Origin of the sequence: Streptomyces mashuensis, from assembly GCF_014654785.1 — a bacterium.
GTDB lineage: Bacteria > Actinomycetota > Actinomycetes > Streptomycetales > Streptomycetaceae > Streptomyces > Streptomyces mashuensis.
The window spans coordinates 1-26,246 of the sequence record NZ_BNBD01000023.1; the positions used below are offsets into that span (position 1 = coordinate 1).

The 26,246-nt window shown below is 74.0% G+C and carries 23 protein-coding genes; 14 read left to right on the forward strand and 9 right to left on the reverse strand.

The features are described from left to right. The first annotated feature begins 455 nt into the window (after positions 1-455). The 5 genes from IE305_RS30920 to IE305_RS30940 all read left to right on the forward strand — a co-directional run bounded on the left by IE305_RS30920 (position 456) and on the right by IE305_RS30940 (position 10,206). Positions 456-2,372, forward strand: a complete 1,917-nt coding sequence (locus tag IE305_RS30920) for an ATP-binding cassette domain-containing protein (RefSeq protein WP_190133149.1) — start codon at positions 456-458, stop codon at positions 2,370-2,372. A gap of 206 nt (positions 2,373-2,578) precedes the next feature. Further along, the gene (locus IE305_RS30925; protein ID WP_190133150.1) at positions 2,579-4,612 is read left to right on the forward strand and encodes an AfsR/SARP family transcriptional regulator; all 2,034 of its coding nucleotides are present in this window, start codon (positions 2,579-2,581) and stop codon (positions 4,610-4,612) included. 98 nt (positions 4,613-4,710) lie between these two features. After that, complete coding sequence (locus tag IE305_RS30930; protein WP_190133151.1) at positions 4,711-7,626, forward strand: AfsR/SARP family transcriptional regulator; 2,916 nt, start codon at positions 4,711-4,713, stop codon at positions 7,624-7,626. Positions 7,627-7,840: 214 nt separating this feature from the next. Then, positions 7,841-9,073 carry a cytochrome P450 gene (locus IE305_RS30935; RefSeq protein WP_190133152.1) on the forward strand — a complete coding sequence of 411 codons (1,233 nt, stop codon included), beginning with the start codon at positions 7,841-7,843 and terminating at the stop codon, positions 9,071-9,073. Next, positions 9,070-10,206 (forward strand): acyl-CoA dehydrogenase family protein, encoded by a 1,137-nt coding sequence (locus IE305_RS30940; RefSeq protein ID WP_190133153.1) that lies wholly within the window; start codon positions 9,070-9,072, stop codon positions 10,204-10,206. The genes IE305_RS30935 and IE305_RS30940 overlap by 4 nt, the downstream gene beginning before the upstream one ends. Positions 10,207-10,222: 16 nt before the next feature. Here IE305_RS30940 and IE305_RS30945 read toward each other — a convergent pair whose 3' ends face one another. Together IE305_RS30945 and IE305_RS30950 are read right to left on the reverse strand one after the other, a co-directional pair. Next, entirely contained in the window at positions 10,223-11,461 is a 1,239-nt protein-coding gene (locus IE305_RS30945; protein ID WP_190133154.1) for a serine hydrolase domain-containing protein, read from the reverse strand. Between the two features lie 188 nt (positions 11,462-11,649). Next, on the reverse strand, positions 11,650-12,873 hold the full coding sequence (locus IE305_RS30950) for an MFS transporter (RefSeq protein ID WP_190133155.1): 1,224 nt from the start codon (positions 12,871-12,873) through the stop codon (positions 11,650-11,652). A 98-nt stretch (positions 12,874-12,971) separates the two neighbouring features. On the opposite strand from IE305_RS30950, the gene IE305_RS30955 reads away from it, so the two are divergent. The 4 genes from IE305_RS30955 (at position 12,972) to IE305_RS30970 (ending at position 15,914) form a co-directional block, all read left to right on the forward strand. After that, a complete protein-coding gene (locus IE305_RS30955; RefSeq protein ID WP_190133156.1) occupies positions 12,972-13,292 on the forward strand; it encodes an ArsR/SmtB family transcription factor in 321 nt (106 codons plus the stop codon). A 68-nt stretch (positions 13,293-13,360) separates the two neighbouring features. Beyond that, positions 13,361-13,804, forward strand: coding sequence for a hypothetical protein (locus IE305_RS30960; RefSeq protein WP_190133157.1), 444 nt, complete (start codon positions 13,361-13,363; stop codon positions 13,802-13,804). A gap of 63 nt (positions 13,805-13,867) precedes the next feature. Continuing rightward, a complete protein-coding gene (locus tag IE305_RS30965; protein WP_190133158.1) occupies positions 13,868-14,458 on the forward strand; it encodes a hypothetical protein in 591 nt (196 codons plus the stop codon). A gap of 136 nt (positions 14,459-14,594) precedes the next feature. Then, positions 14,595-15,914 (forward strand): ricin-type beta-trefoil lectin domain protein, encoded by a 1,320-nt coding sequence (locus tag IE305_RS30970; RefSeq protein ID WP_190133159.1) that lies wholly within the window; start codon positions 14,595-14,597, stop codon positions 15,912-15,914. 38 nt (positions 15,915-15,952) lie between these two features. Here the strand turns inward: IE305_RS30970 and IE305_RS30975 are convergent, their stop codons facing one another. Both IE305_RS30975 and IE305_RS30980 read right to left on the reverse strand, forming a co-directional pair. Next, positions 15,953-16,597 carry a maleylpyruvate isomerase N-terminal domain-containing protein gene (locus IE305_RS30975; RefSeq protein ID WP_190133160.1) on the reverse strand — a complete coding sequence of 215 codons (645 nt, stop codon included), beginning with the start codon at positions 16,595-16,597 and terminating at the stop codon, positions 15,953-15,955. A gap of 47 nt (positions 16,598-16,644) precedes the next feature. Next, positions 16,645-17,298: a hypothetical protein gene (locus IE305_RS30980; protein ID WP_229891763.1), complete on the reverse strand. Its 654-nt coding sequence runs from the start codon at positions 17,296-17,298 to the stop codon at positions 16,645-16,647. A 91-nt stretch (positions 17,299-17,389) separates the two neighbouring features. On the opposite strand from IE305_RS30980, the gene IE305_RS30985 reads away from it, so the two are divergent. Further along, the gene (locus IE305_RS30985; RefSeq protein WP_190133161.1) at positions 17,390-18,307 is read left to right on the forward strand and encodes a PhzF family phenazine biosynthesis protein; all 918 of its coding nucleotides are present in this window, start codon (positions 17,390-17,392) and stop codon (positions 18,305-18,307) included. A gap of 34 nt (positions 18,308-18,341) precedes the next feature. Here the strand turns inward: IE305_RS30985 and IE305_RS30990 are convergent, their stop codons facing one another. The 3 genes from IE305_RS30990 to IE305_RS31000 all read right to left on the reverse strand — a co-directional run bounded on the left by IE305_RS30990 (position 18,342) and on the right by IE305_RS31000 (position 21,359). Continuing rightward, on the reverse strand, positions 18,342-19,295 hold the full coding sequence (locus tag IE305_RS30990) for a CPBP family intramembrane glutamic endopeptidase (protein WP_229891764.1): 954 nt from the start codon (positions 19,293-19,295) through the stop codon (positions 18,342-18,344). Positions 19,296-19,467: 172 nt separating this feature from the next. Beyond that, positions 19,468-20,178, reverse strand: a complete 711-nt coding sequence (locus IE305_RS30995) for a GNAT family N-acetyltransferase (protein WP_190133162.1) — start codon at positions 20,176-20,178, stop codon at positions 19,468-19,470. A gap of 137 nt (positions 20,179-20,315) precedes the next feature. After that, entirely contained in the window at positions 20,316-21,359 is a 1,044-nt protein-coding gene (locus IE305_RS31000) for a LysR family transcriptional regulator (protein WP_190133163.1), read from the reverse strand. Positions 21,360-21,487: 128 nt separating this feature from the next. Between IE305_RS31000 and IE305_RS31005 the strand changes: the two genes are divergently transcribed. From IE305_RS31005 to IE305_RS31020, 4 genes are read left to right on the forward strand one after another with little or no spacing between them, the layout of a single operon-like run. Further along, positions 21,488-22,408 carry a zinc-binding dehydrogenase gene (locus IE305_RS31005; RefSeq protein WP_190133164.1) on the forward strand — a complete coding sequence of 307 codons (921 nt, stop codon included), beginning with the start codon at positions 21,488-21,490 and terminating at the stop codon, positions 22,406-22,408. Positions 22,409-22,460: 52 nt separating this feature from the next. Then, complete coding sequence (locus tag IE305_RS31010) at positions 22,461-22,889, forward strand: nuclear transport factor 2 family protein (protein ID WP_190133165.1); 429 nt, start codon at positions 22,461-22,463, stop codon at positions 22,887-22,889. Between the two features lie 35 nt (positions 22,890-22,924). After that, positions 22,925-23,407: a DUF6508 domain-containing protein gene (locus IE305_RS31015; protein ID WP_190133166.1), complete on the forward strand. Its 483-nt coding sequence runs from the start codon at positions 22,925-22,927 to the stop codon at positions 23,405-23,407. A gap of 45 nt (positions 23,408-23,452) precedes the next feature. Continuing rightward, positions 23,453-23,869: a hypothetical protein gene (locus tag IE305_RS31020; protein ID WP_190133167.1), complete on the forward strand. Its 417-nt coding sequence runs from the start codon at positions 23,453-23,455 to the stop codon at positions 23,867-23,869. Between the two features lie 29 nt (positions 23,870-23,898). On the opposite strand, the gene IE305_RS31025 is transcribed toward IE305_RS31020, so the two are convergent. Together IE305_RS31025 and IE305_RS31030 are read right to left on the reverse strand one after the other, a co-directional pair. Further along, positions 23,899-25,467, reverse strand: a complete 1,569-nt coding sequence (locus IE305_RS31025) for a pyrrolo-quinoline quinone (RefSeq protein ID WP_190133168.1) — start codon at positions 25,465-25,467, stop codon at positions 23,899-23,901. A gap of 170 nt (positions 25,468-25,637) precedes the next feature. After that, positions 25,638-26,216, reverse strand: coding sequence for an HAD family acid phosphatase (locus IE305_RS31030; RefSeq protein WP_190133169.1), 579 nt, complete (start codon positions 26,214-26,216; stop codon positions 25,638-25,640). Positions 26,217-26,246 lie beyond the last annotated feature (30 nt).

Consider the following 26,246-nt stretch of genomic DNA (forward strand, 5'->3'; position numbering starts at 1 on the left):
AAGCGGAAAGAACCTCATCCAGTCGGGGACATCGCACCGGCCCACACACAGGGCACGAAAGAAGCGCCGTTCCACATCCACGGCGCCGCAGCGACCCCGTAATTGTTAGCGGCGGCGAAAACCCCCGACAAGTGTGTGACCTACTATCCCCACACCCCAGAAACAACAAGCGTCTACAAGCCACTCCCCCGTATTTCCGCGACCCACGGAAGCGCTTCTCTACTACCCCGCACCCAAGGTGATCCGCGCCCTATGGGCGGCCTCACCTTCAGCCCCCCGGCACCTGCCCGTAACCATTACCCGGCGGAGTCAGTTAAGCACTGGGTGCCTCCAATCCGGCGCCCTTTACCCACCAGGGGAGGGAGAAGGGGCAGGTGGCAAGTTCGTCAGGCTCAACGGGTTCCGCGGGCGGTAAACGCGGCGGAACCCAGGTACCGCTCTCCGAGAGCGAGAAAATGCTGTTCTCCGGCGCGCTGCGCCACGACAAGGCGTGGGCCATCCACGAGGACCCGCTGCTGCGCATGTCGTTCTGGGCGATGGCCCGGCAGTTCCCCGGCATGCTCGCCATGATCACGCGCATCGCGTGGCGCGAGGACCCCCGGTCCCTCGTCGTCCTCCTGATCGCGCAGCTCGCCTCCGGCGCGATGTCGGCGTTCCTGCTCGTCGCGACGAACCAGGTCCTCGTCCACCTCTTCGCCGACGGCCCCACACCGGAGAAGCTGCGCGAGGCGCTGCCCGCGCTGCTGCTGGCCGGGCTGTCGTCGGCCTGCACCGTGCTGCTGGGCTGCGTGGTCGTGAAGACCGAGGGGCAGCTCTACCCGAAGATCGAGCTGTCGTGCACGAGTGCGTACTACGGCATGATGACGCGCGTCGAGATGTCCGCGATGGAGAACAAGGACATCCACCGCCAGCTCGCGCTCGGCCGCTACGGCACCGACTCCGTGCAGCGCATGCTGTCCAACGCCGTCACCGTCACCAGTGGCCTGATGAGCCTCGCGGCCGCCGCCGTCGTCCTCGGTGCCCTGCACCCGCTGCTCCTGGGCGCCCTCGTGCTGATCGCCGCGCCGCGCTGGTGGGGCGCGGTCGTGGTGATGCGCCGTGCCTACGCCTCCCGGCACGTGTGGATCGATCACCGGCGCGCCATCGACGTGCTGCTGTACCCGATGACGCGGGCGGACGCGACGCCGGAGCTGCGCGTCCACGGGGCCGGCAGGCTGCTGGTCCGGGCGCAGAAGGACATGGGTCTCACGGCGGCGAGGGAGAAGGCGCGGCTGGCGAACGCGGAGGCGCGCACCGAGATCGTGGCGGCCACCCTGTCCGGCACCGCCCGCATCCTCGCCTACGGGTTGCTGTGGTGGCTGCTGGTCGCCGGCGGGATGCCGCTGGCCGCCGCCGGGACGGCCGTTCTGGCCATCCGTAACGCCACCCAGTGCCTCAACCAGATCGTCTCCCAGCTCAACCGCATGTGCGAGGAGTCGCTGTACCTCGCCGACATGGACCGTTCCATCAAGCTGGGCGCCCGGTACGCCATCCCCGCGAGCGGCATCGCGGTGGAGGGCGAGGGGGTCGAGGTGGTGCTGGAGGACGTGGCGTTCCGGTATCCGGGGGCCGACCGGGACGCGCTGACGGGGGTGTCGCTGACCATCCCGCGGGGGAAGGTCGTGGCGCTGGTCGGCGAGAACGGGTCGGGGAAGTCCACGCTGGCCGGGATCGTCGCCGGCCTGTACCTGCCGACGGCGGGGAAGGTCTCGCACAACGGGGTCGAGATCCGGCAGGCCGACCGCGAGAGCGTCTTCGACCGGGTGGCGCTGCTCCCGCAGGACGTGGGCTGCTGGCCGATGACCGTACGGGCCAACATCCACATCGGTGACGGCTCCGGGCCCGTCCGCCAGGAGAAGGTCGAGGCCGCCGCCGAGCGGGCCGGCATCCGGCCCGTGCTGGAGGGCCTGCCCCACGGGTGGGACTCCATCGCGGTGAAGGGCTTCGAACGCGGTGTGCGCCTCTCCGGCGGCCAGTGGCAGCGCGTCGGCGTCGCCCGGGCCGTCTACCGCGAGCGGGAGCTGCTCGTCGTCGACGAGCCGACGGCCGCGCTCGACGCGAAGGCCGAGATCGACATGTTCGAGTCGCTGCGGTCCTTCACCGACGACGGCGTCACCACTGTCCTGCTGATCACCCACCGGCTCGCCGCCACCGCCACCGCGGACCTGATCTACGTCCTCCAGCAGGGGCATCTCGTGGAAGCCGGCTCCCACGCCGAGCTGATGACCGTCGAGGGCGGTCACTACCGGGAGCTGTACGAGCTCCAGGCCGCCCAGTACGCCTCCGCCTCTGCCTCCGCCGTCCCCGCCCCGCGCAAGGGGGCGTCCGGCTGACCGGGCCGTCGTCACTGTCCGTTGTCAGTGGTGCCCTTGGTGTGGGCCCACTGACAACGGACTGCTCGCCCCAGCCGCGGAGCGCACCGCGGCCCGTGCGCCACGGCCGAAAGCACGTGGTGGTACGTATTTTTGATGATATTCATGAGAGGTGGTTGTCGTAGCGATCGCCACGCTGTAGCGGCTGGTGGCAGGGGCGGGAGTTCATGACGGTCGGCATCGTGCGCTTCGCCGTGCTCGGGCGATTACGGGCCTGGCGGGGAGACAGCGAGCTGGAGCTCGGCTCGCGGCAGCAACAGACCCTCCTCGCGCTGCTGTTGCTGCGCCAGGGTGAGCCGGTGACGGCCGCAGGGCTGGTGGCCGGGGTGTGGGGTGACGACGCGCCACCGCGGGCGGTGGGGACGCTGCGCACGTACGTGTCGCGGTTGCGCAAGCTCCTGGAGCCCGGGCGTGATGCGGGTGCCGCACCGGAGGTCCTCGTGTCGGTCGCCGACGGCTACGCGGTGCGCGTGCCGCAGGGCGCCCTGGACCTGGGGGAATTCGAGTCGTTCGTGGCCGCGGCCGAGCGCGAGCGGCTGGCCGGGCGCGCCGCCGAGGCCCGCAACCTGCTGGGTTCCGCCCTCGCGCTGTGGGGGCAGGAGCCCTTGCAGGGGCTGGCCGGGCCCGGCATCGAGGCGCAGCGGGCGCGGCTCGCCGACCGCAGGCTCGCGGTGCTGGAGAGCCGGCTCGCCCTCGATGTGGAGCTGGGCGGGCACGCCGCCGTGCTGGGCGAACTGGTGGCGCTGGCGGAGCGCCATCCGTTGCGGGAGCCGCTGTACGCGCTGCTGATGCGGGCGCTGGTGCTGTGCGGCCGGCCGGACGAGGCCCGGGCGGCCTACGCGCGCATCCGCCGTGCCCTGGCCGAGGAGTTCGGTGTCGACCCCGGGCACGAACTGTCCGCCCTCGCCCGGGACATCGCCGCCGACGCCCCCGCGTCACCGCACCCGGCGCCGGACGGGCTGCCCTGCCCCGCCCAGTTGCCGGGCGACATCGCGGACTTCACGGGGCGCGCCCGTGCCGTGCGTGCCGTGTGCGACCTGCTCGGCACACCACCGGAGACGGGCGTCACCGTCGTGGCGGTGTCCGGCCTGGGCGGAGTGGGCAAGAGCGCACTCGCGCTGCACGCCGCGCACCGGGTGCGGGTCGGCTTTCCGCACGGGCAGCTGTACGCGGACCTCAGACACCCGTGCGGGCACCCCGTCGACCCGGCCGTGGCGCTCGCGTCGTTCCTGCGCGCGCTCGGCGTCGCCGACGACGCGATCCCCGCCCGGACCGCCGAACGCGTCCTCCTCTTCCGTGCCCGGACGGCGGGCCGTCGCCTGCTGGTGGTCCTGGACAACGCCGCCGGCAGTGAGCAGATCCGTCCCCTGTTGCCCGCGACCGCCTCCAGCGCCGTCCTCGTCACGAGCAGCGCCAAGCCGGCCGGGCTGCCGGGCACCCGCTTCGTGCACCTCGACGCCATGGCGGCCGACGAGGCCCTGGCTCTGCTGGGGCGGGTGATCGGCCCGGAGCGGGCGGCGGCGGAGGCGGAGGCGTGCGCCCGCCTCGTGGAGGCGTGCGGCTTCCTCCCGCTGGCGGTGCGCATCATGGCCGTACGCCTGGCCACCCGGCCCTCGTGGACCGTCGCCTCGCTCGTCGAGCGCATGACGGCGGGGGACGGCCGGCTGGCCGAGCTCAAGGTCGGGGACCTTGCGGTGGAGAGCGTCTTCCGCCGGGAGTACGAGCGGCTTCCCGCGCCGCTGCGGCGGACCTTCCGGCTGCTGCCCCCGGCCGGCGAGCCGGACGCCGCCTTCCGGGCCGCCGGCCTCGCGGCGTCCCTCGGCACGTCCCCGTCCGGCGCCGAGGAACTGTGCGAGTCGCTGGTCGACGTCAGCCTGCTGGAGTCACCGGCACCGGGCTGGTACCGCTTCCACCAGCTGCTGGCCGAGTTCGCCCGCGGGCCGGCCGGCGACGACGCCGGCAGCACCCGCGGCACCGCCGGTGCCGCCACGGCGGCCGGCTCCGGGCCGGGCTGTCCGGTCTCCCGGTCGTTCGTGGTGGCCCCGGCCCGGCGTCTCCCCCGCAGCCGTCGGCTCGGGGCTGCGCCGTACGCATCCGCCGTTGCGCGGACCCGTGCCGAGCGCGAGGTGCCTCCGTGCCTGGAGCCCTCCTTCACCGACGCACTGCCCGGCTCGGTCTCCTGCACCGTCTGCGCCCTCTGAGCCCCGGCTCACCGCCGTGGCGCCGCAGCCCGTACGGCTGGTCGGCCGCACGGCGGTGACCCCCTCCCCCGCACCACCTCAGCGACCCGGAGTACGCCGTGCCCCATGCCACCCCCGCCCCCGCCGATGCCCACGACGCGCCCCAGCAGCTGTCGTTCCGCGTCCTAGGCCCCGTCCAGGCCGTCACCGGCGGCGTCGGGGCCGACGTACGGCCGCCGCTGTGCGCCGCCGTGTTGACCGCTCTGCTGCTGCGGCACGGGCGGCCCGCCTCCGCGGCCGCACTCATCGAGGACGTGTGGGGCGACGCCGCGCCACCGCGCGCGCTCGGCGCGCTGCGCGCCCATGTGTCCCGCCTGCGCGGACTGCTGGAGCCCGGGCGCGCCGCGCGTACCCCGGCCCGGGTGCTGGTCTCCCATGGCGAGGGCTATGTGCTGCGGGTGGAGCCGGGGGCGCTCGACCTGGCGGAGTTCGACCGGCTGACGGAGGCGGCCGAGCGGGCGCGGTCCGCCGGGCGGGCGCAGGAGGCGCGCTCCCTGCTGGAGGCGGCTCTGCGGCTGTGGCGGGGCGAGCCCCTGGCGGGTGTGCCCGGACCGTACGCCGCCGCGCAGCGGGCCCGGCTGGCCGAGCGGCGCCTGGCCGCCGTCGAGGCGCGCTGGGAGGCGGAGCTCCACCTCGGCGGGTACGCCGCCGCGACCGGCCCGCTGCGGGCTCTGGCCGAGGACCACCCGCTGCGGGAGCGGACGCAGGAACTGCTGATGACCGCGTTGTACGAGGCGGGCCGGCAGGCCGAGGCGCTGGAGGTGCACGACCGTGCCCGGCGGGCGCTGCGGGCGGCGGGCGCGGTGCCGGGCCCCCGGCTGGGGCGGGTCCACCGGCGCATCCTCGCCGGGGCCGCGGCCCCCGGGGCGGTCAGGGAGCCGGCGGCCCTGCGGCTGCCGCCGGGGACCGCCGACTTCACCGGGCGTGAGGACGTCGTCGGCCGGTTGCGGGCCGCTCTGGAGGGCGGCCGGGTCGTGGCCGTGAGTGCCGTGAGCGGCATGGGCGGTGTCGGGAAGACCGCTCTGGCCGTGCACGTGGCGCACGGCCTGCGCGAGCGCTTCCCCGACGGGCAGCTCTTCGTCGACCTGCGGGGCACCGACGCCCTGCCCGCCGATCCGGCGCAGGTGCTGGGCGACTTCCTGCGGGCGCTGGGCGTCGTTCCCGGGCGTGTGCCCGCCTTGGCGGCGGAACGCGCCGCGCTGTACCGCTCCCTGACGGCCGACCGCCGGGTCCTCGTGGTCCTCGACAACGCCCGCGACCTCGGCCAGGTCCGTGATCTGCTGCCCGGCGGGTCCGGCTGCGGTGTGCTGGTGACGAGCCGGACGCGGCTGGCCGGGCTGTCCGGCGCGGCCCTGGTCGACCTGCGGGAGCCGGCGCCGCACGAGGCGTGGGCCCTGCTCGAACGGCTCGTCGGCGAGCGGCGCGTACGGGCCGAGGAGGAGGCCGCGCGGCAGCTGCTCGAGGACTGCGGGCGGCTGCCGCTGGCGATCCGTGTCGTCGCGGCCCGGCTGGTGGCCCGGCCGGCCGCCTCCGTCGCGGACACCGCGCGGGCCCTGGCCGACGAGCGGCGGCGCCTGGCCGAGCTGTCCGGCGACACCGACGACGTCGAGACCACGTTCCGGCTGGGCACCGGTCTGCTGGACGCCGAGCAGCTGCGGGCGTTCCGGCTGCTCGCCGTGCCCGACGTGCCGGAACTGACCGGCGCGGCAGCGGCGGCGCTGCTGGACCGCACGGAGCGGCAGGCGGAGGACCTGTGCGAGACCCTGGTCGACCTGAGCCTGCTGGAGTCCGTCGGGCCCGGCCGCTACCGCTACCACGACCTGTTGCGCCTGTACGCCCGCAAGACCGCCGCCGAGGAGATAGCCGCCGGCGAGCGGGACGGCGCGCTGCTGCGGCTCCTGGAGGTGTACGTCGCCCTGGCCCGTGACGCCTACCGTGCCGCGACCGCAGGCGACGCCTTTCCCGTCTCGCTCACCGCGGTGCCGGCCGCGGAGGGCCACTTCCCCTCGCAGGAGGGGGCGGCGCGGTGGCTGGTCGACGAGCTGCCCGCGCTGCTGGCCCTGACCGGGCAGGCCGCCCGTACCCCTCGTATCCCGGTGGCCGTCGCCGCCGAACTGCTGCTGGCCACCGACCCGCTGGGCCGCCACGCGAACCAGCCGCTCGGCCTGGACCGGGCGGCGCGGGCCGTTCTGGAGGCCGCGGAACGCTCCGGCGACCGCGGCGCCGAGGCCGTCGCGCACTACATGCTGGGCGGCGCGCACGCGCAGCGCTTCGAGCTGGCCACGGCCGTACGGCACTTCGAGGTGACGGCCGGCATCTGTCGCGGCGCGGGGCAGCCCGCGCTGCTCGCCCTCACCCTCGGCGTCCTGGGGGGCTGTGAGCTGGGCCTGCACGACTTCGCCGGCGCGCTGGAGCGGCTCACCGAGGCCGTGCCGCTGGCCGAGGCGGCGCAGAGCCCCGGCTGCGTCGCGTACGTGCGGGGCTTCCTGGGGCTGGCGCAGCTGGCGAACGGGGCGCCGGAGGCCGCGATGGAGTCGGGCCGGACGGCGGTCGCGGTGGCCGAGACGTCCGGTGACCGGGAGGGCCTGGCGCAGGCGTTGCGCGTGCTGGGCCAGATCTGCCTGTGGCTGGGCCGGCCGGACGAGGCGCTGGACTGCCTCACCCGCAGCCTGGAACTGTGGCGGGCCACCGGTTCGCGGTTCCGCGAGTCCCTGGGGCTGAGCCTGCTCGCGGAGGCCCACAACCTCCTGGGCCGGCCCGACGAGGCGGCGGCGTGCGCGGAGGAGGCGCGGGAGAGCGCCGAGCAGCACGGCGGCGGCTACCTGCTGGGGCGGGCCCTGGCGCAGCTCGGTCACGCCTCCGCGGCCCGCGGCCGGGCGGGCCGGGCCGCGTTCCACTACCGTGAGGCCCAGGCCCTCTTCGAGCGGCTGGGGATGCCGGAGGCCCGGGAGATGGCGGCCCGGCTGAACGGCTGACGCCGGGCAGGGGCGCAGGGGCGGGCGCGGGGGGCTGGGCGCGTGAGCGGGGCGCTGACAAGGTGTTGACGCGGGGTTGATCGGCTGCCAATCGGGCGGTGACACGCTCGTCGCAGCCGCCCGGCGGCCTTCCCCACGGAACGACGGGCCCCGGGTGGCGGCCGCCTGCCGCCGGCAGGCGGCCGCACCCCCGTCGACCGTCGAGGTACTCGTCTTGGACTCCCCGGCACCGCAGGCGCACGCCCTGCTCTTCTCCCTTTTCTCACCGGAAGGGCGGGAGAACCCGCATCCCGCCCTGGAGGCGTTGCGCCGGACCGCGCCCGTCCACCACGCCCCGGGCCTGAACACTTATTTCCTCACGTCCTTCGCCCACTGCCGGGCCGTTCTCGCGGACCCGGCGCACCGTGCGCCCGACCTGGTCTGGCGTCCGGACGACCCGCAGGGCTGGCGTGAGCGCCCGGCGGCCCATTACTTCCGCTCCGCCCTCTCCTCGGTGCCGGGGGCCGACGGCACGGGCCGTACCCGGCTGCGTCAGCTCCTCGGCGAGGAGTTCACACCCCGCAGGGTGGCCTCGCTGGAAGCCGCCGTCGAGAGGATCACCCACGGTCTGCTCGACGACCTCGCCGAGGCCCTGTGGGACGGCGGCACCGTCGATTTCCAGGCGGTGGTGGGGCATCCGCTCGCCGTGGAGGTGATCGGCGAGCTGATCGGTGTGCCGCCGGCCGACCGTGCCCGGTTCCGGGCGCTGGGCGACGACGCCGGCCGGCTGCTGGAGCCCATACGCACCCGGTCGGAGTGGTCGCGGGCCGCACTGGCCGTGGAGCAACTGCGCGCCTATTTCCGGGAACTGGCCGAGCAGCGCCGGCTGGAGCCAGCCGATGATCTCGTCGACGCACTGCTGCTCGTCTTTCTCAGCGGCGTCGAGACCACCGCCGGGCTGCTGGGCCCGGCGGTGCACGCCCTGCTCACGCACCCCGCCCAGCGGGCCATGGTGGCGGCGGCCCCGCACCTGGTGCCGCCCGCCGTCGAAGAGGCCGTGCGCTGGGACACGCCCGTCCTGATGGCCGAGCGCATCGCCGGGCGGGCGGGCATCATCGGTGGCGTACGGATCCCGGAGGGCGCCCATCTCACGGTCGTCCTGGCCGCCGCGCACCGGGACCCCGCACGGCACCCGGACCCGCACCGCTTCGACGTCGCCCGCGCGGGCAGCGAACTGCTCGGCTTCGGCACCGGGCCGCACCACGGGGTGGCGACCGCCCTGGCCCGTACGGCGGCCACGGTGGCCGTTCGCCGGCTGCTGACCCGCTTCCCGCGCCTGGTGCCGGCCGGGAAGCCGGTGCGCCGGCGGTCCTTCACGCTGCGCGTCTTCGCGGACCTGCCCGTCGCGGGCGGTGCCACCACCGCCGCGGCGTTCGTCCCGCACTGGGGAAGGGCCACGACCGCATGAGCTTCCTGGACACCGAGCGGGAGGTGCTCGAATGGCTGCTCCCGGGCCTCGACGCCACGCTCGCCGCCCACCCGCTGGCCCGGCTGGAGCGGCCGGGCTCCCCCGCCGTGGCGGCGTTCCGGGAAGCGGGGGGCGCGGGCGTGCTGGTGCCCGACCGGCACGGCGGCCTCGGCGCGACCCCGCTGGAAGCCGTGCGGCTCCAGCGGGCCGTGGGGGCCCGCTGCCCCTCGCTGGCGGTCGCCACCACCATGCACCACTTCGCGGTGGCCGGTCTCGTGGAGGCCGGCAGGCACGGGACCGGTTTCGAGGGCATGCTGCTGGAGGCCATCGTCGCTGACGACCTGCTGCTGGCGTCCGGCTTCGCCGAGGGCCGCACCGGCCAGTCGTTCCTGCGCCCCGGCATCACCGCCCGGCGGCGGGGCGCCAACGTCCTGCTCAACGGCAGCAAGAAGCCGTGCAGCCTCGCCCACTCCATGGACGTGCTCGCTGCCTCCGTGACGACGACCGACGAGGACGGCACCGAACGCCTCGCGCTCGCCTTCGTCCCCGCGCAGACGCCCGGCGTGTCCGTGCGGCCCTACTGGCGCAGCTCCGTGCTGGCCGGCGCGGAGAGCGAGGAGGTGGTCCTCACCGACGTGGTGCTGGACCCGCAGTTGGTCGTGCTCACCGACGTCTCCACAGGCTCCTCGGCGCCGGGGCCCGTGCACCTCGCGGGCTTCCTGTGGTTCCAAGTGCTGATCACGGCCGGTTATCTGGGCACCGCCGGCGCCCTGGTGGAGCGGGTGCTGCGGTGCGGCGGGGGCTCGGCCGCCGAACGGGCCGCGCTCGTCACCGGACTGGACGCCGCCATGCTGGCGGTGGAGGCCGTGGCCCGGGAGATGGGGGACACCGCCGAGTGGGGTGACCCCCTGCTGGTCAAGGCGCTGACCGCCCGGTACGCCGCGCAGGACGCCATCGCCCGCGCCACGCAGGGCGCCCTGGCGGCCCTTGGCGGCACCGCCTTCCTCGGCTCCGACGAGGGCACCTACCTCGCCTCGGCCGCGACCGGTCTCACCTTCCACCCGCCGGCCCGGGGCCGGACGGCCGAGGCGCTGTGCGCGGCCCTCGACGGCCAGGCGCTGCGGATCGAGTGACCTCGCGGCCCCGGCGTCAGTGGGCGAAGGCGGCGAGGGCCAGGCGCTGGGCCACGGCCGGAGCGCCGCTGGTGTCGGAGGACGACGTGCCTATGGCGTACACGGCGCGCTTCGTCAGGTCGCGGGAGGCGAAGACACCACTGCGGTACCCCGGGTCGCTGCCCGTCTTGCCCCACAGCACCGTGCCGTCGGGCAGCGGCGAGTACATCAGGCCGACGCTGAAGCAGGCCGTGCCCTTGGCGGGGCCGGCATTGCAGTTCGACCCGTTCGCATAGGGCAGCGGCTTGCCGTCGGCGCCGCGCGGCACGGTGAAGAGCTCGACGGCCTGCTGCGGGCGCAGCAGCCGGCCGTCGAAGAGGCCGGTGATGAAGCGGTCGAGGTCCGCGGTGGTCGAGGTCATGCTGGAGGGCAGCCCGCCCTGCTCATTGACGTCGACCATTTCGCCGCTGGTCCGCGGCAGGTAGCCGGGCAGGTAGGGGCGCGGTACGGGGGTGCTGCGGCCCGGCACGGCCGTGGCGGTGTTCCGCATCTTCAGGGGCTTGAGGATGCGGGTGCTCACCTCCTGCTGGAAGGAGTGCCCGGTGATCTCCTCGATGAGCTTCCCGGCGACGCGGTAGCCGAAGGAGTTGTACTCCTGCTTGGTGCCGGGGGCGAAGCGCGGGCCGGGGCCCGGCCGGCCGTCGGGGCGGAGGGTGGCCCGGATGATCTGGTCGAAGGTCATCGAGTCCGTGCGCCGGTCGATCGTCTCGTCCTGCGGGGTGTCGGGGGCGCCCTCGAAGTCCTGGGGCAGTCCGCTGGTGTGGTCGAGCAGCTGCCGGACCGTGACGGGCTGCGTGAACCGGTCCTCCGGCAGCAGCCCGGGCAGGTAGTGCTGGACGGTCCCGTCCAGGTCGACGCGGCCCTCGGCGGACAGCTGGAGGAGTATCACCGCTTCCATGGGCTTGGAGATGCTGCCGATGCGGAAGTGCGCTCCGGGCTCGACCCGCCGGCCGCCGACGACGTCGCCGGAGGTGCCGCGCCACGTCTGCCCGTCCTTGTGCACCTCGGCCACGACGCCGGCCGCGCCGTCCTGCGGCTGCACGGCGATCGCCTCGCGCAGGGCGGCACGGTTCAGCGCCGGGCCGTCGGCGGCGCTCCGGACCTCCGCGAGCCGGCCCGTGGACGCGCCGGTCAGGGCTCCGGCGGGGGCGACGGTTCCGACGACCGCGACGGCGGTCATCGCGGCTGCCAGGGCTACGGAAGAGGAACGGCGCATGGACAACTCCACTGCTGAGAGGCGGTGATCGACTTCTTCGATTCTTCCGTCCGGGAGCACGCCGCTCGACAGGGAAGACCCTGATCAAACCCTGAGACGTCCCTGACGGTCACTCGGGGAACGGGGCCCGGACGGTGGGTGACGGAGGACCGTCACCAGCGTGCAGACCGGAGGGCGCGGCGGGGTGGTCAGGAGGCTGTGGGGACTCGGGGCGCGGGGTCGGGCGTGGTCGTGGGTGTGGTCGTGGTTGTGGTCGTGGGCGTGGGGCCGGGGGTCGTGGGGCGACGGGTGGTCGTGGCGACGAGCACCGTCGCGAGCAGCGCCAGCACCGACGAGGTGAGGGGGAACCAGCGCTCGCCCAGCAGTGTGATGGCCGCGCTGCCGGTGCCGCCGCCGGCGGCGATGCCGAGGTAGAGGGCGCTGCTGTTGAGCGAGAGGAGCAGCGGTGCACTGGCGGGGGCGAGGGACGCCAGGCGGTGCGGAAGGGCGACGGAGACGGACCAGCCGAGCAGGGGGGTGACGGCGGCGTAGACGAGGGCGCCGGGCATGGTGCGGGCCAGCCACGGAAGGGCGGCGAAGGCCAGGGCCGCGCCGGTGCTGCCGGCGAGCAGGACGGCGCGGGTGCCGAGGCGGTCGACGGCGCGGCCGCCCAGCCAGCTGCCGGCGACCGAGGCGAGGCCGGAGACGAGGAGCAGCAGGCTGAGCCGGCCGGCGTCGCCGCCGGTGGCCGGGCGGGTCGCGGTGGCGAGGTAGACGTAGACGGTGTTGAAGGCGACGAAGAAGACGAAGGTGGTCGTGACGGCGGCGAGGACGCGCCGGTCGCGCAGGGGCGCGATCCGTTCCCGCAGGGCGACGGCAGGGGCGGTGGCGGGGAGGTCGCGGAGGAGGACGGCCAGGCCGAGCAGCGCGCCGGCGCCGAGGGCGACGACGAGCCACATCGTCAGCCGCCAGTCGGCCCGGCCGAGGTAGGTGCCGAGCGGTACGCCGAGCGCGGTGGCGACGGTCATGCCGCCGAGCACGGTGGCCAGGGCGCGGCCGCGGCGTTCGGCCGGTACGAGGGCGGTGGCGGCGGCGCTGGCGTTGGGGGTGTAGAGCGCGGCACCGGCGGCGGCGAGGACGCGGGTGGCGAGCAGGGTCGCGTAGTCGGGCGCGAGGGCGCTGAGCGCGTTGCCGGCGGTGAACACCGTGAGTGCGGTGAGGAGTTGACGCCTGCGCGACCAGCGTGTGGTCAGTGTGGCGAGCACGGGCGCGAGCAGCGCGTAGGCGAGGGCGAAGACGGTCACCATCTGCCCGGCGGCGGGCACGGAGACGTGGAGGTCATGGGCGACCTGGCCGAGGATTCCGGCCGTCACCATCGTGTCGGTGCCCACGGCGAAGGTGCCGAGGGCGAGCAGGAGCAGGCGGAGACGCACGGGTCCCCCTTCCCGTTTGATCGTTTGATGTTCGTCAAACAGTGGGGGATGGGTGGATGATTGTCAAACAATTCAGTTGCAGCACCCGAGGAGGAACCATGCCGGACGAGACCCTTCCGCAGCCGGCGCGGGACGAGATCGAGCTGGTCACCGTCCTGCGCGCCCTCGGCGACCCCGTGCGGCTGCGACTGCTCGCGGTCTACGCGGACGACCAGGAGCACAACTGCGACCAGTGCGACCTGGGCCTGGAGGACCTCCACAAGTCGACGGTCTCGCACCACATGCGCGTCCTGCGCGAGTCCGGCGTGACCACCACCCGCACCAGCGGACGCAACCGCTTCGTACGCCTGCGCCGCGCCGACCTCGACGCCCGCTTCCCGGGCCTGCTGGACTCGGTCCTCGGCGCCGCGGAGCGGTGAGCACGCGCGCCCGCGGCGCGCCTTCGGGGCTGGTGCATACTGTCCCCGATCACCGGAAAGGGCAGGACATGCAGCAACACATGCGGAAATGGCTCAAGCGAGGGCTCGTCACAGCCCTGGTGGTCCTGCCCGTCTGGTTCGTCGTCACCGCGGTGCACGAGTTCTTGACGGCCGATCCGTTCCCACCACGGCCGACCAGGTGCACCAAGGTCGAGGACTACGCGGGTGGACGCATACCCGAAGAGGCCACGGACGTGAAATGCCTCGACACAAGCGGCTGGCAGGACACCAGTTACACGGCCGAGTTCCGCATGCCCCGCAAGGACGTCGCCGCCCGGCTCGTCCGGGCGTTCCCGCGGGCCGGCATCAGACACGGGCAGGTGGACAAGCAGATGCTTCCCCCGTCCGCGCAGAACGATTCCGCGGGAGGCGAGGCGTCGTCCGTGTACATCGACATCGCCTACGAAGGCACGGACACCGCCCTGGTCAAGCTCGAGGCGCTCACCCCCTGACCGGCAGTCGGTCACGTGGTGCCCGTCGAGCCCGTCATGGAAGAACCCACACAAGGGGGGATTGTGCACGCACACCTCGGCCCGCTGGAGCGTACCGGCATCCGGTGGGTCATCGGCGATCCCGGCCGCAAGGGCGGGGCCCATCTGGAGCTCTGCCCCGACGGCCTGCGCGTCTTCGTCGCCGGCGAGGAACAGGAACGCGTGGCCTGGTGGCGATTCATGGGGCTCTCCATGGAGGTCACCACCCGGCGGTGGTCCAGTTCGCGCACCGCCGGTACGCTCAACGCCGTTTTCGGGGATGCAGAGAGCGGCGTCAACAGCAACGGCTCCTGCCTCACCGGCATGCTGAGAACTCCGTACGAGCCGTGGGTGGGGCGGTTCAGCCACCACGCCCGTCGCTATTCCTGGTCAGAGATCATGATGGCCGAAGCGCTGCTTCGCCGGCTGCTCGCCGCGAAGTCCTTGCAGCGGCTCGGCGACGCCGAATGGCTGGACCGGGTCGTCGCCCGGCTGACCCCCGAGCGGCCCCGGACCCCCAAGCAGGCAGGCGCCGTCGTGGCGTCCGCTCTGGGAACCGAGACGGGCATCGAAATCCCGGAAGACCGCCCGAACACCCGCCTTTCCGTCTTTCCGGATGTGTCCGCGCCCTCCTGAGTCCCTCCCCCGGCGTGATCGGCTGCCGGACCGACGCTCTAGGATCACCCCCTGCCCGGGCCGCCGGAACCGTGCGTGCCCGGGCGTACGACGCGTCGTACGACGTCATGTCAACGGGGAAAGGGCCGGTCAGGACATGCGATTTGCCGGGAAGCGCCGAATAGTCGTCGCCGCCGCGGGTGCCGTGGCGGCACTCGCGGTGACGGCGCAGATCTCACCCAGTGCGTTCGGCATCGAGGACAGCAAGGCGGAGACCGCCGCCGCGCCGGCGCCGAGTGCAGGGCCGGCCGACGACGCGGTCGGCCCGGTGGATGCCGGCGTCTCCGGCACCGACGGGACCGTCTTCCGTGGCGGCGTCATGTCGATGGGCGACGCGGCGCCCGTGCACGCCAGGGCAGCGGCGGTGACGGCCGGGGCGGAGCCCCAGGGCGAGGGGTGGAAGGCGGCGAACGGCGTGACCAAGTCGCTGTCGACCGGTTACACCGTCAAGTTCTACGACCAGAAGTCCGTGGACTGGCTGAGCCGCTACGTGAAGGCGTCGGCCGCCGACCTCCAGCGCATCACCGGCCTGCCCGTCACCGTGAACACCAACCCTGTGGGCTGGGACTACGTCCGGCCCAAGGGCGAGATCGTCATCGGCGTGCTCAAGCGCCCCTGCGTACCGCCGGCGGACGGCGGCCAGACCGGCTGGAAGGTCGTCCGCGACGGCTCGGGCACCGCCAACCTCAGCTGCGGGTTCATCTCCTCGTCGATCCCCGCCACGGTGACCAGCGGGCACGCCTACATCGACACCGAGTTCTTCACCGCGGACGGCAAGCCCTCGCCCTCCTGGGGCGAGACGTTCCTGCGGAACCACATCAGCCACGAGCTCGGCCACACCATGGGCCTGACGCACGCCGACCGCAGCGCGACCCGCGGCGACTGCGCCGTCGGCAAGGACTCCGGCGAGAAGCCGGTGATGTGCACCGCCACCACCCACGGCTACCAGGACGCCCGCGCCGGCACGTACGTCCAGCAGTTCGACGTGCAGGGCCTGCGGTACCTCGCCGCCGGCGGCGGCGCGGCCGTCCCGCCGCAGGGCAGGGTGAGCGGGCTCGGCGGCAAGTGCCTCGACGTCAAGGGCGGCAAGGCGGCCAACGGCACGCAGATCCAGCTCTACGCGTGCAACGGGTCCGCGGCGCAGTCGTGGATCCTGGGCAAGGACGGTACGTTCCGGGCGCTGGGGAAGTGCCTGGACGACGCGCGCAACGCCGGCACCGACGGCAACAAGATCGAGCTCTTCGACTGCCACGGCGGCCCGTCGCAGCGCTGGTCGGTCAACGCCAAGGGCCAGATCGTGCACGCCGCGTCGGGCAAGGTCCTCGACGTGACCGGCGGCAGCACCGCCAACGGCACCCCGGTCCAGCTGCACACGGCGAGCACCGCCAAGCGCCAGCTCTGGACCGTCCCGAAGTAGCAGGGGTGGTGGGGCCGCACACAGCCGGCCCCACCGGGTTACAGGGCGTTGATCGCCTCCGGGGCGCGCTCGGCGCGGGACAGGCTGCGCAGGACCGCCACCGGGCCGTGGCGGCGGATGGCGATACGGGTCAGGACGTCCACCACGGACTCGGTGGCCGCGGCCGGGACGGCCGGGGGCTCCAGGCCGACGCTCACGGCCAGGTCGTCGTTGTGGATGAGCAGTTCGAGCAGTCGGGTGTGCAGGAAGGTGTCCACGCTCACGGAGATGCCTTCCTGCCAGTGGCTCATCCGCACCTGGTGGCCGGGGACGGACGGCAGCAGGGTCGCCAGCTCCGCCACCGTCGCGGTGGTGCGTGCCGCCAGTTCGGCCGGTCCCTCGGCGCTCTTCTGCTCGGCGTTGGTGCGTATGGCGGTGTTGAAGTCGCTGTCGACGTCCTCGCCGATCCAGCGGAGCTGGGCGTAGTAGCCGTGGATGTCCAGCTCCGTGGCGCCCTCGACCGGCTCGGCCACGACCTGCGGCACGGCCAGGATCTGGAAGGCCAGGTGCTCGGCGATGCCGCCGACCGTCATCTTCGGCAGGGCGCCGGGCTCGTTCCAGGCGGCGGCCACCTTCGGGTCGGCGATCAGGCCGGCGGCGGACCGTGCGACGTCGAGGAACAGGGAACGCATGGTGTTCGTCATCCGGTCAGATTAGCCGCCGCCCCCCGGCTCGCCGGTCCCGAGTCGCGCTAGCCCCGGCGGCGGAACCAGCGGCGAGGGCCGGAGTCGCCGCGAGGGGGTTCCGGCCGGCTCCCGGACGCGAAGGGCGGCAGCGCCTTGAAGCCGTCGTGCAGAGTGAGCGTGGGGGTGAGCCGCTCCAGCGTGGTGCGCACGAGGGTGAGGGGGTGGTGGGGGAACTGCGCGTCCCACTGCGGGTGGTCGGCGGCGAGGTACGGCAGGCCGCCGGTGATGTCCGGGCCGTAGGGGTGGGGCGTGAAGTAGTGCTGCGGGTCCAGTTGGCTCATGACGACGGCCTCGCGCACGCCTGTGGTGCCGGCCTCGGCCGCCTGGACCTTCACCACGGTGCTGCACCCGGCGCGCGGCACCGTCCACGAACCGATGAACACCAGGCCGTGGCCGTGGGGCCGCGGGATCTTGATGAGCTGCCGGACGGCCGGCACTCCGTCCACCTCGCCGAGCAGGGCCTCGATCAGGCCGCCGCCGGCCTGGGCGGCGGAGTGGGCCAGCCCGTACCGGAGCCGGTCCGGCTCGTCGAGAGGCGCGGGAAGGTCCGGGACGAGGTCGAAGAAGTGGAGGGAGAGGACGAGCCCCTGCTCGTCGGTCCAGACCCCGGGCTCGCGCTCCGTGAAACCGGTGAGGTCCATGCTGGTGATCGGTGTCATGGACCCATCATTACCTCCCTGGCCGGCCGTGTCCCCGCCTTTCCCGCCCGGCGAGGAATACATGATCGACCGCCTGCGGTTGGTTGTGTCCATGACGATCAACGACGGCCTCGCCGCATCCAGCTCCCCCACTGCCGGAACCGCTGCCGCCTCCCCCGAGGTCCTGCGTTACACCGCCTTCTCCGCCGACCCCGCGGGCGGCAACCCCGCCGGCGTCGTCCTCGACGCCACCGGCCTCGACGACGCGGCCCTGCTGGGCATCGCCGCCGAAGTCGGGTTCAGCGAGACCGCGTTCCTCACCGCACCGCCCGAGGGCGCCGCCACCATTCCCGGCCGGACGTACACCCTCCGCTTCTTCAGCCCGCTGGCCGAGGTCTCCTTCTGCGGCCACGCGACGGTCGCCACCGCCGTGGCCCTGGCCGAGCGGCACGGTCCCGGGGAGTTCGTCTTCGCCACCCCGGCCGGTACGGTCCCGGTCTCCGTGGACGAGCACGACGGCGCCCTGCGTGCCACCCTCACCTCCGTCGAGCCGCACACGGAGGAGGCCGCCCCCGAGGACGTCGCCGAGGCGCTGGCCGCGCTCGGCTGGCCCGCCGCCGACCTCGACCCCGGTTTCCCGCCGCGCATCGCCTACGCCGGCGCCCGCCACCTCGTGCTCGGCGCGGCCACCCGGGAACGCCTCGCCGACCTGGACTACGACTTCGACCGGCTGGCCGGCCTGATGCGGAAGCTGGACCTCACGACCGTGCAGCTCGTCTGGCGCGAGAGCGCGTCCGTCTTCCACGTCCGCGACCCCTTCCCCGTGGGCGGCGTGGTCGAGGACCCCGCCACGGGCGCGGCGGCCGCCGCTCTCGGCGCGTACCTGCGGGAGCGGGGTCTCGTCGGCACCGACGCGACGCTCACCCTGCACCAGGGCCACGACCTCGGCCGTCCCGGCCTCCTGGAGGTCACCCTCCGTGCAGGCGACCCCCGGGTCCGGGTGACGGGCACCGCGACGCGGATCGGCTGACGGGCGCCCCGGCGCCGGCCCTCCCGGGGACGGCTCACCGGTCCGGCCACGGCCGGAGCCGTCCCGTCCACGCGAGGAAGCCGGTGAACACGCCCATGACGACCCAGCCCGGCCAGCCGGTGAGCCCCATGGTCAACGGGTCGAGCGCCGCCTCCGGGCCGGCGAACTCCTTGACCATGCCCACGCTCACCGAGCTGACGAAGGCGTGCGCGACGACGGCCGGTATCACGGAACCGGAACGCAGGCGCAGCCACGTGAACACCGGCAGCACCAAGGTGCAGCTCACCACCATCGCGGGGACGGACACGTACCAGGGCCGGCCCGGGTACTGGCCGCCCATGAGCAGCGTGGGCAGGTGCCACAGAGCGAAGGCGGCCCCGGTCAGCACGTACGCCCGGAGCAGCCGGGGCGGCCGGCCAGGCCCTTGGCCGGGCGCCAGGAGGCGCGGGAACAGGTAGCCCTGCCAGCCCAGTTCCTCACCGAGGAACAGCGGCAGCGACACCACCATGCCGAGCAGGGCTCCGGCCGCCCAGCCGGCCAGGCCGCCCGCGTCCACCCCGCGGACGGGGTAGTGGCCGGTGAGGGCTCCGAGGGCGAGCGCGGCGGCGGTGAGGCCCGCGGGAACGGCGGCGGCCGTGAGGCAGTCCCGTATCGCACGTCCCCAGGGCCTCGGCCACCGGAGCGCCAGGGCGTCGCGCACGCGCCCGTCCCGGCCCGCGGACCGGCGCGACCGGACGGCGACGAACGCGGCGAGCGCGGGCGCGAACATCGCCGCCGCGATGCAGAGTTCTTCCAGCGTGCCCGTGCTCTGGCGGGCGTCGCCGCGCCGGAACCCGGCCGCCAGCAGCGGCGCCATGGCCAGCCACATGCCGGCGTACGCCACCCCGAGGTAGAGGATCAGGTCGCGGTGCCCGCGGCCGGCCGGTGGTGGAGGTGCGGGCGGGGCCGAACGGGCACGGAGGGGTGTGTCCCCCGTCGATGTGGTCATGAGGAGGACGCTACGGAGCGGCGCGCGGGCACGTAATCCGGTCGGCCACCGCTTAGGAGGTGCAGTTTTCTGCACCTCCGTGCTCCCGGTACAGAAGCCGGCCTTGAGCGGTGGTGAACACGTTGACGACGCATCGGAAGGGCCCGTCGGCCGGGTGGTGAGGTGCGCGGCCTCAGCACGCCGCGAGGCGCAGCGGCCCGGCCGGCTGCCGCTCCCTGACAGCGGCCCGTCCGGTGCAGCAGGCGCCCACCCTCTGTTCCAGGTGGGCCCGGACCTCGGGCCATTCCTCGTCGAGGACCGAGTAGAACGACGTACCGCGGACGACGCCGTCGAGGCCGCGCGCGTGGGCGCGGCGCGTGCCTTCGAAGGTCGCGCCGAGGCGTTCGATCGCGGTGCGCGAGCGGATGTTGCGGGCGTCGGCGCGGAGGGAGACGCGGCGGACGCCCCAGGTCTCGAAGGCGTGGCGCAGCATGAGGAACTTGGTCTCGGTGTTGGCGCCCGTGCCCTGGGCACGGGCGGAGAGCCAGGTGCCGCCGATCTCGACGGCGTCGGGGATCGCGGCGAGCGGGTCGCCCTCCGGGCCGCTCGGCGCGGGTGGCCACGGCACGGGGCCCTGCCAGTAGTCGAGCTCGCAGAAGCGGGTGGACCCGAGCAGCAGGCCGTCGGCGTTCCGTACGGTGGCGAAGGCGAGGGTCCGGCCGGCCGCCTGGGCGGCGAGGGCGTCGGCGACGTAGCGGCGTGTCGCTTCGACGCCGCTGGGCACGGGGGTGAAGCCGTAGCCGCTGCGGTCCTCGGCTGCGGCGGCGGCCAGGCCCTCGACGTGGTGTTCGCCGAGCGGCTCGAGTCGTACGGCGCGGCCGTGGAGGAAGACGGGGAGGGGCATGGCGCCGTGGTCCTTCGGCAGCGGGGGGAGGCGGGGCCGGGCCAGTATCGGTGCCGGAAGGCGCCCGTCCGGCGAGGCCGGTGCGAACGGCGGTGGACATCCGGGTGAACACCGGGTGCCGGCTCCGGGCCGCGGTCCTACTGCCGGCCGACGGCTTCACGAGGCGGGTTTCCCCGTTGGTTTCCCCGTTGGTTTCCCCGTTTTTCTGCGGGTGCGAGGAGCGTGAGTTTCGTGTGGTCGGTGTCCGGGAGCCAGTCGCGCCCGGGCGCGTAGTCCAGCCAGCGGCGCGTCCGGCCCGCTTCGGTGAAGCCGCGCAGCAGGCCGTCGAGCAGCGGGTGGCGGTGGGACTCGCGCCACACGAGCGACCACGCGTACAGCGGTGTCGGCGCCACCAGCGGGACGGATCTCAGGCCGGCGTCGCCCGGCAGCGGCGCGTCGGCGGGGAACAGCGTGAAGCACGCCGGGTCGGTGCGGAGGTGCCGGACGAGGTGGTCCAGGCCCAGGTTGGGGCCGTCCTGGCGGCGCGTGATGCCGAACTCGTCGGCGAAGCGCCGCAGGAAGTCGAGGCGGGTCAGCTCGGCCGGGCACCACAGGACGCTGTCGCGCAGGTCGGCCGGGCGCAGCTCGTCCGCGCCGGCCAGCGGGTGCGACGTGCCGACCACCGCGTCGACGGGTTCGAGGCGGACGAGCCGGTGGGCGAGGCCCGCGTCGGTGCCGTCGGGCAGCGGGTGCACCCGGCCCAGGCCCAGGTCGGTGTCACCGCGCAGCAGCGCTTGCGCGGCCGACGGCCAGTCACGTGCGGGCCCCGGTTCCCACTGCACCGTGCCGAGCGGCTCCACGGCCTCCGTCGCCTGAGCGACGGTGCGCAGCGGGGCGTACAGGTGGCCCCACACGTCGATCCGGACGGCCTGCCCGGCGCCGAGCGCCGCCGCGACGGCGCGCTCGCCCGCCGCGAGAGCCTCGCGTGCGGCCGGTTCGAAGCGCTCACCGGCTTCGGTCAGCCGGGTGCCGCGCACGCCGCGGTCGCGTTCGATCAGCCGGGTGCCGAACAGCGATTCCAGCCGGGCGATGCGCTTCGAGAGGGCCTGCTGGCTGGTGCCCAGCCGCTCGGCGGCACGCCCGAAGTGCAGCGTCTCCGCGGTCGTGACGAATGCGCGGACCAGGGCGAGGTCGAGATCCATGCCCCGACCCTAGCCGACTGACCTGGAGTGACAACTGTGCGTTGTCATCCGGGGGCCTGCGTTGTTGGCCCGGTCCCGGGCGCTCCCGATGAGATGGGCGCAGACACCACCGAGAGAGGCGGAACGGAATGAAAGCGCTCGTACCGACCGGGGACCCGGCCGAGCCGGTCGTCCTCGCCGACGTGCCCGAGCCGACGCCCCGCGCCGGCGAAGTGCTGGTGAAGGTCGAGGCGTTCTCGGTCAACCGCGGCGAGACGTTCCGACTGGAGATGCCCGTGCCGGGTGAACGGCCCGGCAAGGACGTCGCGGGGCTCGTCGTCCAGCCGGCCGCGGACGGGAGCGGGCCGGCCGGGATCACGCGTGTCGTCGGCCATCCCATGGCGGGTGGCTGGGCGGAGTTCGTGGCGGTGCCGACGGACGCGCTCGCGGTCCTGCCCGACAGCGTCTCCGCGGTGCGGGGCGCGGCGCTGCCGCTGGCGGGGATCACCGCGCTGCGGCTGCTGCGCGCGGCCGGGCCGCTGCCCGGGCGCCGCGTGCTGCTGACCGGTGCGTCGGGCGGGGTCGGGCATTACGTGACCGAGCTGGCGGCCGCGGCCGGGGCGGAGGTGACCGCCGTGACGCGCGACGCCGAACGCGGGGCCCGGCTCCTCGAACTGGGTGCGGCGGAGGTCGTCCACGACCCGGCCGACGCGCGCGGTCCGTACGACGTCGTGCTGGAGTCGACCGGTGGCGCGGCCCTGCCCGTGGCCCTCGCGCGGCTCGCGCGGCGCGGCACGCTCATCTGGTTCGGCCAGGCCAGCCGGACGCCGGCGAAGCTCGACTTCTTCGACTTCTTCTCGGGGCCGGAGTCGGCCGTCATCCGCCACTTCCACTACCTGGACCCGCGCTCCGGCTTCGGCGACGACCTCGCGACGCTCGTCCGTCTGACCGCACAGGGCCGGCTGCACCCGGAGATCGGCCGCGTCGCCGACTGGGCCCACACCGCGACCACCCTCACCGACCTGCGCGACCGCCGCATCCGCGGCAAGGCCGTGCTCACCCTCCCGTAACGCCCATAACGCTCACAACACCCGCAACGCCATCGACCGAAGGAGCCCGACCATGAACACCCCGGCCACCGACCCCCGTGCCGTCGTCATCCGCTACGTGGAGGCCGTCCGCGACGGCGACGCCGGCGTCGTCCGCGACAGCTTCGCGGACGACGCGACCTGGCACTACCCGGGCGACCTGCCGATCTCGAAGGTGTGGCGGGGGCGGGACGCGATCGTCGACGACTTCCTCGGCGGCATGGGCCCCGTCCTCGTCCCCGGTACGTTGCGGATCGAGCTGCTCGGCATGATCGCGGAGGGCGACCGTGTGGTCGCCGAGTGGACGTCGCAGGCGCGGACCGTCCACGGCGGTACGTACGACAACCGGTGCCTCGGCATCTTCACCGTGCGCGGAGGCCGGATCACCTCGGTCGTCGAATACACGGACACGCGGCACGTGGGGCAGGTCCTCTTCCCCGGTGGGGATCGTCCGGAGGTATGAAACGGCGCGGCACAGCGGGGGCCTACGATCTCGGGATGAGAAAGAAGGGCAATCCTGACGACGCCGTGCTGTTGGCGCAGCTGGACACGACCGCAGAGCGCGCCGGAACGTGGCATCGGCTACTGGAGGTCGCCCGGGAGTTCGCCGAAGTGGCGCAGCACCCGGACGACTTCCGGTGGCACCCGGCGCAACAGCGCCCGGACGGTGTGATGGTGACCGGCTACCCCCTGTACGGCGAGCGCGTGGAGCGCGCACGGGAGGCGCTGGTCGGCGTGGGCGCGGTGACCCCGCTCTACCACTGGGGATCCCACCGCCCGCCGACCGTGCCCGACGGCGGGCAGCTCGCTCCGGCCGACGCGGTCCGCCTGGCCACTGCCGTGGTGCGGGGCGAGCGGTTCTGCGACGGCTGCATCGGCAGCGCGGTGGAGGACGGCACCCTGCGGGCGGTGCTGTCCTCGCTGGCGGCTTGGTACGGCGAGCAGCGCGCGCAGCACGTCACCGTCCGGCCGGAGGCATGAGCCGTGTCGGTCCTTTCACGCTTCCTGCGTACGGGAACGTTGGGTGTGGCCGTTCCTGGCGTCCACTACCGTGACGTGGTGGGCCAGTGGGGCGAGCCCGAGGCGTTCGCGAGCCGCGCTCCGGTCTACTGCCTGTACGGCGACCTGGAGCTCGGCTTCACCAAAAAGGGCAGACTCTGGTACCTCCAGATCGAGCCCGGCGGGACGAGCGTCTCCTTTCCGGCCGGCCCGGGAGAGCGTGTCCGGGAACCGCTCCCGGCGTTTCCGGACCTGGTGGCCTCCCTGGCCGAGGCGGGCTACCGCATCACCGAAGAGCCCCATCCCTACGAGCCGGAAGTCGTCTGGTCGCGCGTCGAGCGCTCGGGCGTGGAGTTCCGGCAGGACGCGGATCAGGGCTCGTTGTCCGTCCACCTCGCGGCGATGGACATCCACCGCCAGGACGACGGGCCCGCCTCCGGCTGACGCGCACGGTCGAGCGGCGCGCCGGAGGGTCAGCCCAGCAGGCCGTACGTGTGCATGGCGCCCGAGAAGGTCGCCAGGTGGACCTTGCCGTCCGCCACCGTGGGCGGGGTGAACTTCGCGAACAGGCCGACGTCGTCCCGCGCCGCGTCGAGGGTGCTGTTCCACAGCTCGCGGGTCAGGTCGGCGGCCGCGTAGACCCGTAGGACGCCGGTGACCACGGCCTGGTTCGCGTCGTCCTTGTACGGGTGGGAGGCCCACAGCAGGCCCGACGCGGTGTCGCTGCCGTGGGCGGAGACCGAGAGGAAGCCGCCGGGCATGCCGGCGGAGCCGCCGGGTACGCCCGTGGGGTCCGTGGTCGTGCTGACGGAGACCGGCGTGGGGTCGAAGCGGGTGCCGGTGAAGCGGTAGGCGCGGAGGGCGCCGTTCTCGGGCCAGACGTAGATCCAGGGGCCGCCGGGGAAGTCCCAGTGGACCGGGCCGCCATGGATGTGGTGACTGTGTCCGTCGGGCTCCACGACGGCGAAGCTCTGCGGGATCTGGCTGTCGGCGTCCGGCCGGAAGTGGCCCATGGCATCGCGGTCCAGCAGGTAGAACCGGCCGGCCTTGCCGCCGGCGACGAGCAGTCGCGTGCCCGGCAGCAGCAGCGGGCCCGCGGAGCCGAGGTCGGCGTCCTGGGCGTCGAGGGCGGCGTTGTCGTGGGGCGAGAACCAGTCGGCCAGCGTGAGGTCGGGGCGGAGTTTGACGACGCTGTCGCCGAGCTCCGAACCGTCGGGGCGGAAACCGCCGTTGCCCGTCAGGAAGTACACGTACCCCTGCTCGTCGACGGCGAGGCCCTGCCCGGCCTGCCAGATGCCGCCAAGTCCCGTGCCGGGCGTGGTCACGTACGCGCCGGTCGGCGCGAGGGTGCCGGCGTCGAAGCCCAGCACCCAGCCGTGGTAGGGCCGCCGGTCGCCGTACGACGCGAAGGCCACGTACACCTGCCCGTTGGCGAGGGTGAGGGCGGCCCGCTGGATCTGGCGGTGGCTCCTAAACGTGATCCGGCCACTGCTGCTGCCCTCGCCGGTCCCGGGCACGGTGGCGGCGATGCGGACCGGGCCGCCGAGCGCCGCCCGGCCGGTGGCCAGGTCCAGCGCGTGGAGGGTGTGGTGGTGACCGTCGGCGTCCTTGGTGAAGGCGACGGCGTAGAGCACCTGCCGCCCGGTGTCGATCACGGGCGTGCCGAGGATGCCGACCTCGACGGCGATGTCGCGGTAGCCGGGCGGCCCGATGTCCGGGTCGGGCAGCGGGGCGGACGGGCCGAGCGAGGCGTGCCAGAGCGGTGCCGCCGCGGCGGGGTCGTCGGCGTCGAAGGCGTAGACGCTGTTGTGCATCGTGGCCACGTACACGACGTTCCGTCCGTGGCCGCCGGGGAGCCGGTCGGCGGGCACGTACAACGGCTGCGCGTAGACGTGCCCGTCGACGGCCCGGGTGAAGAGCTTGCCGAAGGTGCCGGGTCCGACGCTGCCCGGGTGGAGGGCGGTCTCGAGAAGGTTGGCACCGGTGCGCAGGTTGTCGTTGTGCTGCGTGGTCACACAGGCCGGCGGCCGAGCGGTGCTCATCGGGCGGTCCTCCCCGCGGCGGGGAGGGGCGCAGGGCACGTGGGCCGGCCGCCGCCTCCCCCTCCCGGCGGCCACCCGGCTCAACGACCGCGGGAGCGACCGGCAACGGGACGACCCGGTCAGGAAAACCGGCCGGTCAGGAAAGCCGGCCGGTCAAGAGAGCCGGCCGGTCAGGAGAGCCGGCCGCCGTAGTCCGGGAGCTTGAAGCCCTTCTCGTAGTAGCCGCCCTCGAAGTCGGTCAACCGGTTGCCGATGTTGGCGGTGATCCGGTAGCCGTCGTCCGTGAGCTCCTGCCGGCAGCGCTCCTTGCCGTCTCCCTTGCCTTCGCCGTGCTCCCGTACGCAGATGTCGTCCACCGGGTAGCCGGCCTCCTCCAGCTGCCGCTGCGCCGACGAGGACGAGGTGCGGGCCGTGACGAAGAGGACCGCCATGTCGTGCTCGTGCGCCCACTGGGCCACGCGGAGCACGGGCTTGTTCGCGCGGCCCTCGTGGTAGTGGGTCTCCAGCGCGGTGTTGTCGATGTCCAGCACGATGGCCGGCTTTCCGCCGCGCCCGGCGTCGACCGCGTCCCGCAGCCACGGGATGGCGGGCGCGACGGCCTTCTGCACGTCGTTCTGCCAGGTCTGGTAGCTCGGCAGCCCCGCGTCCGTGGCGGCCTGCGCGGTTCCTGCGGCGCCCAGCGCGGCGGCCGGGAGCGCCACCGCTGCCAGCGCGCCGAGAACGGCGATGCGGAAGTTTCTGACGGCCATCGGGCCTGCCCCTCTCCATTGATCGACTCG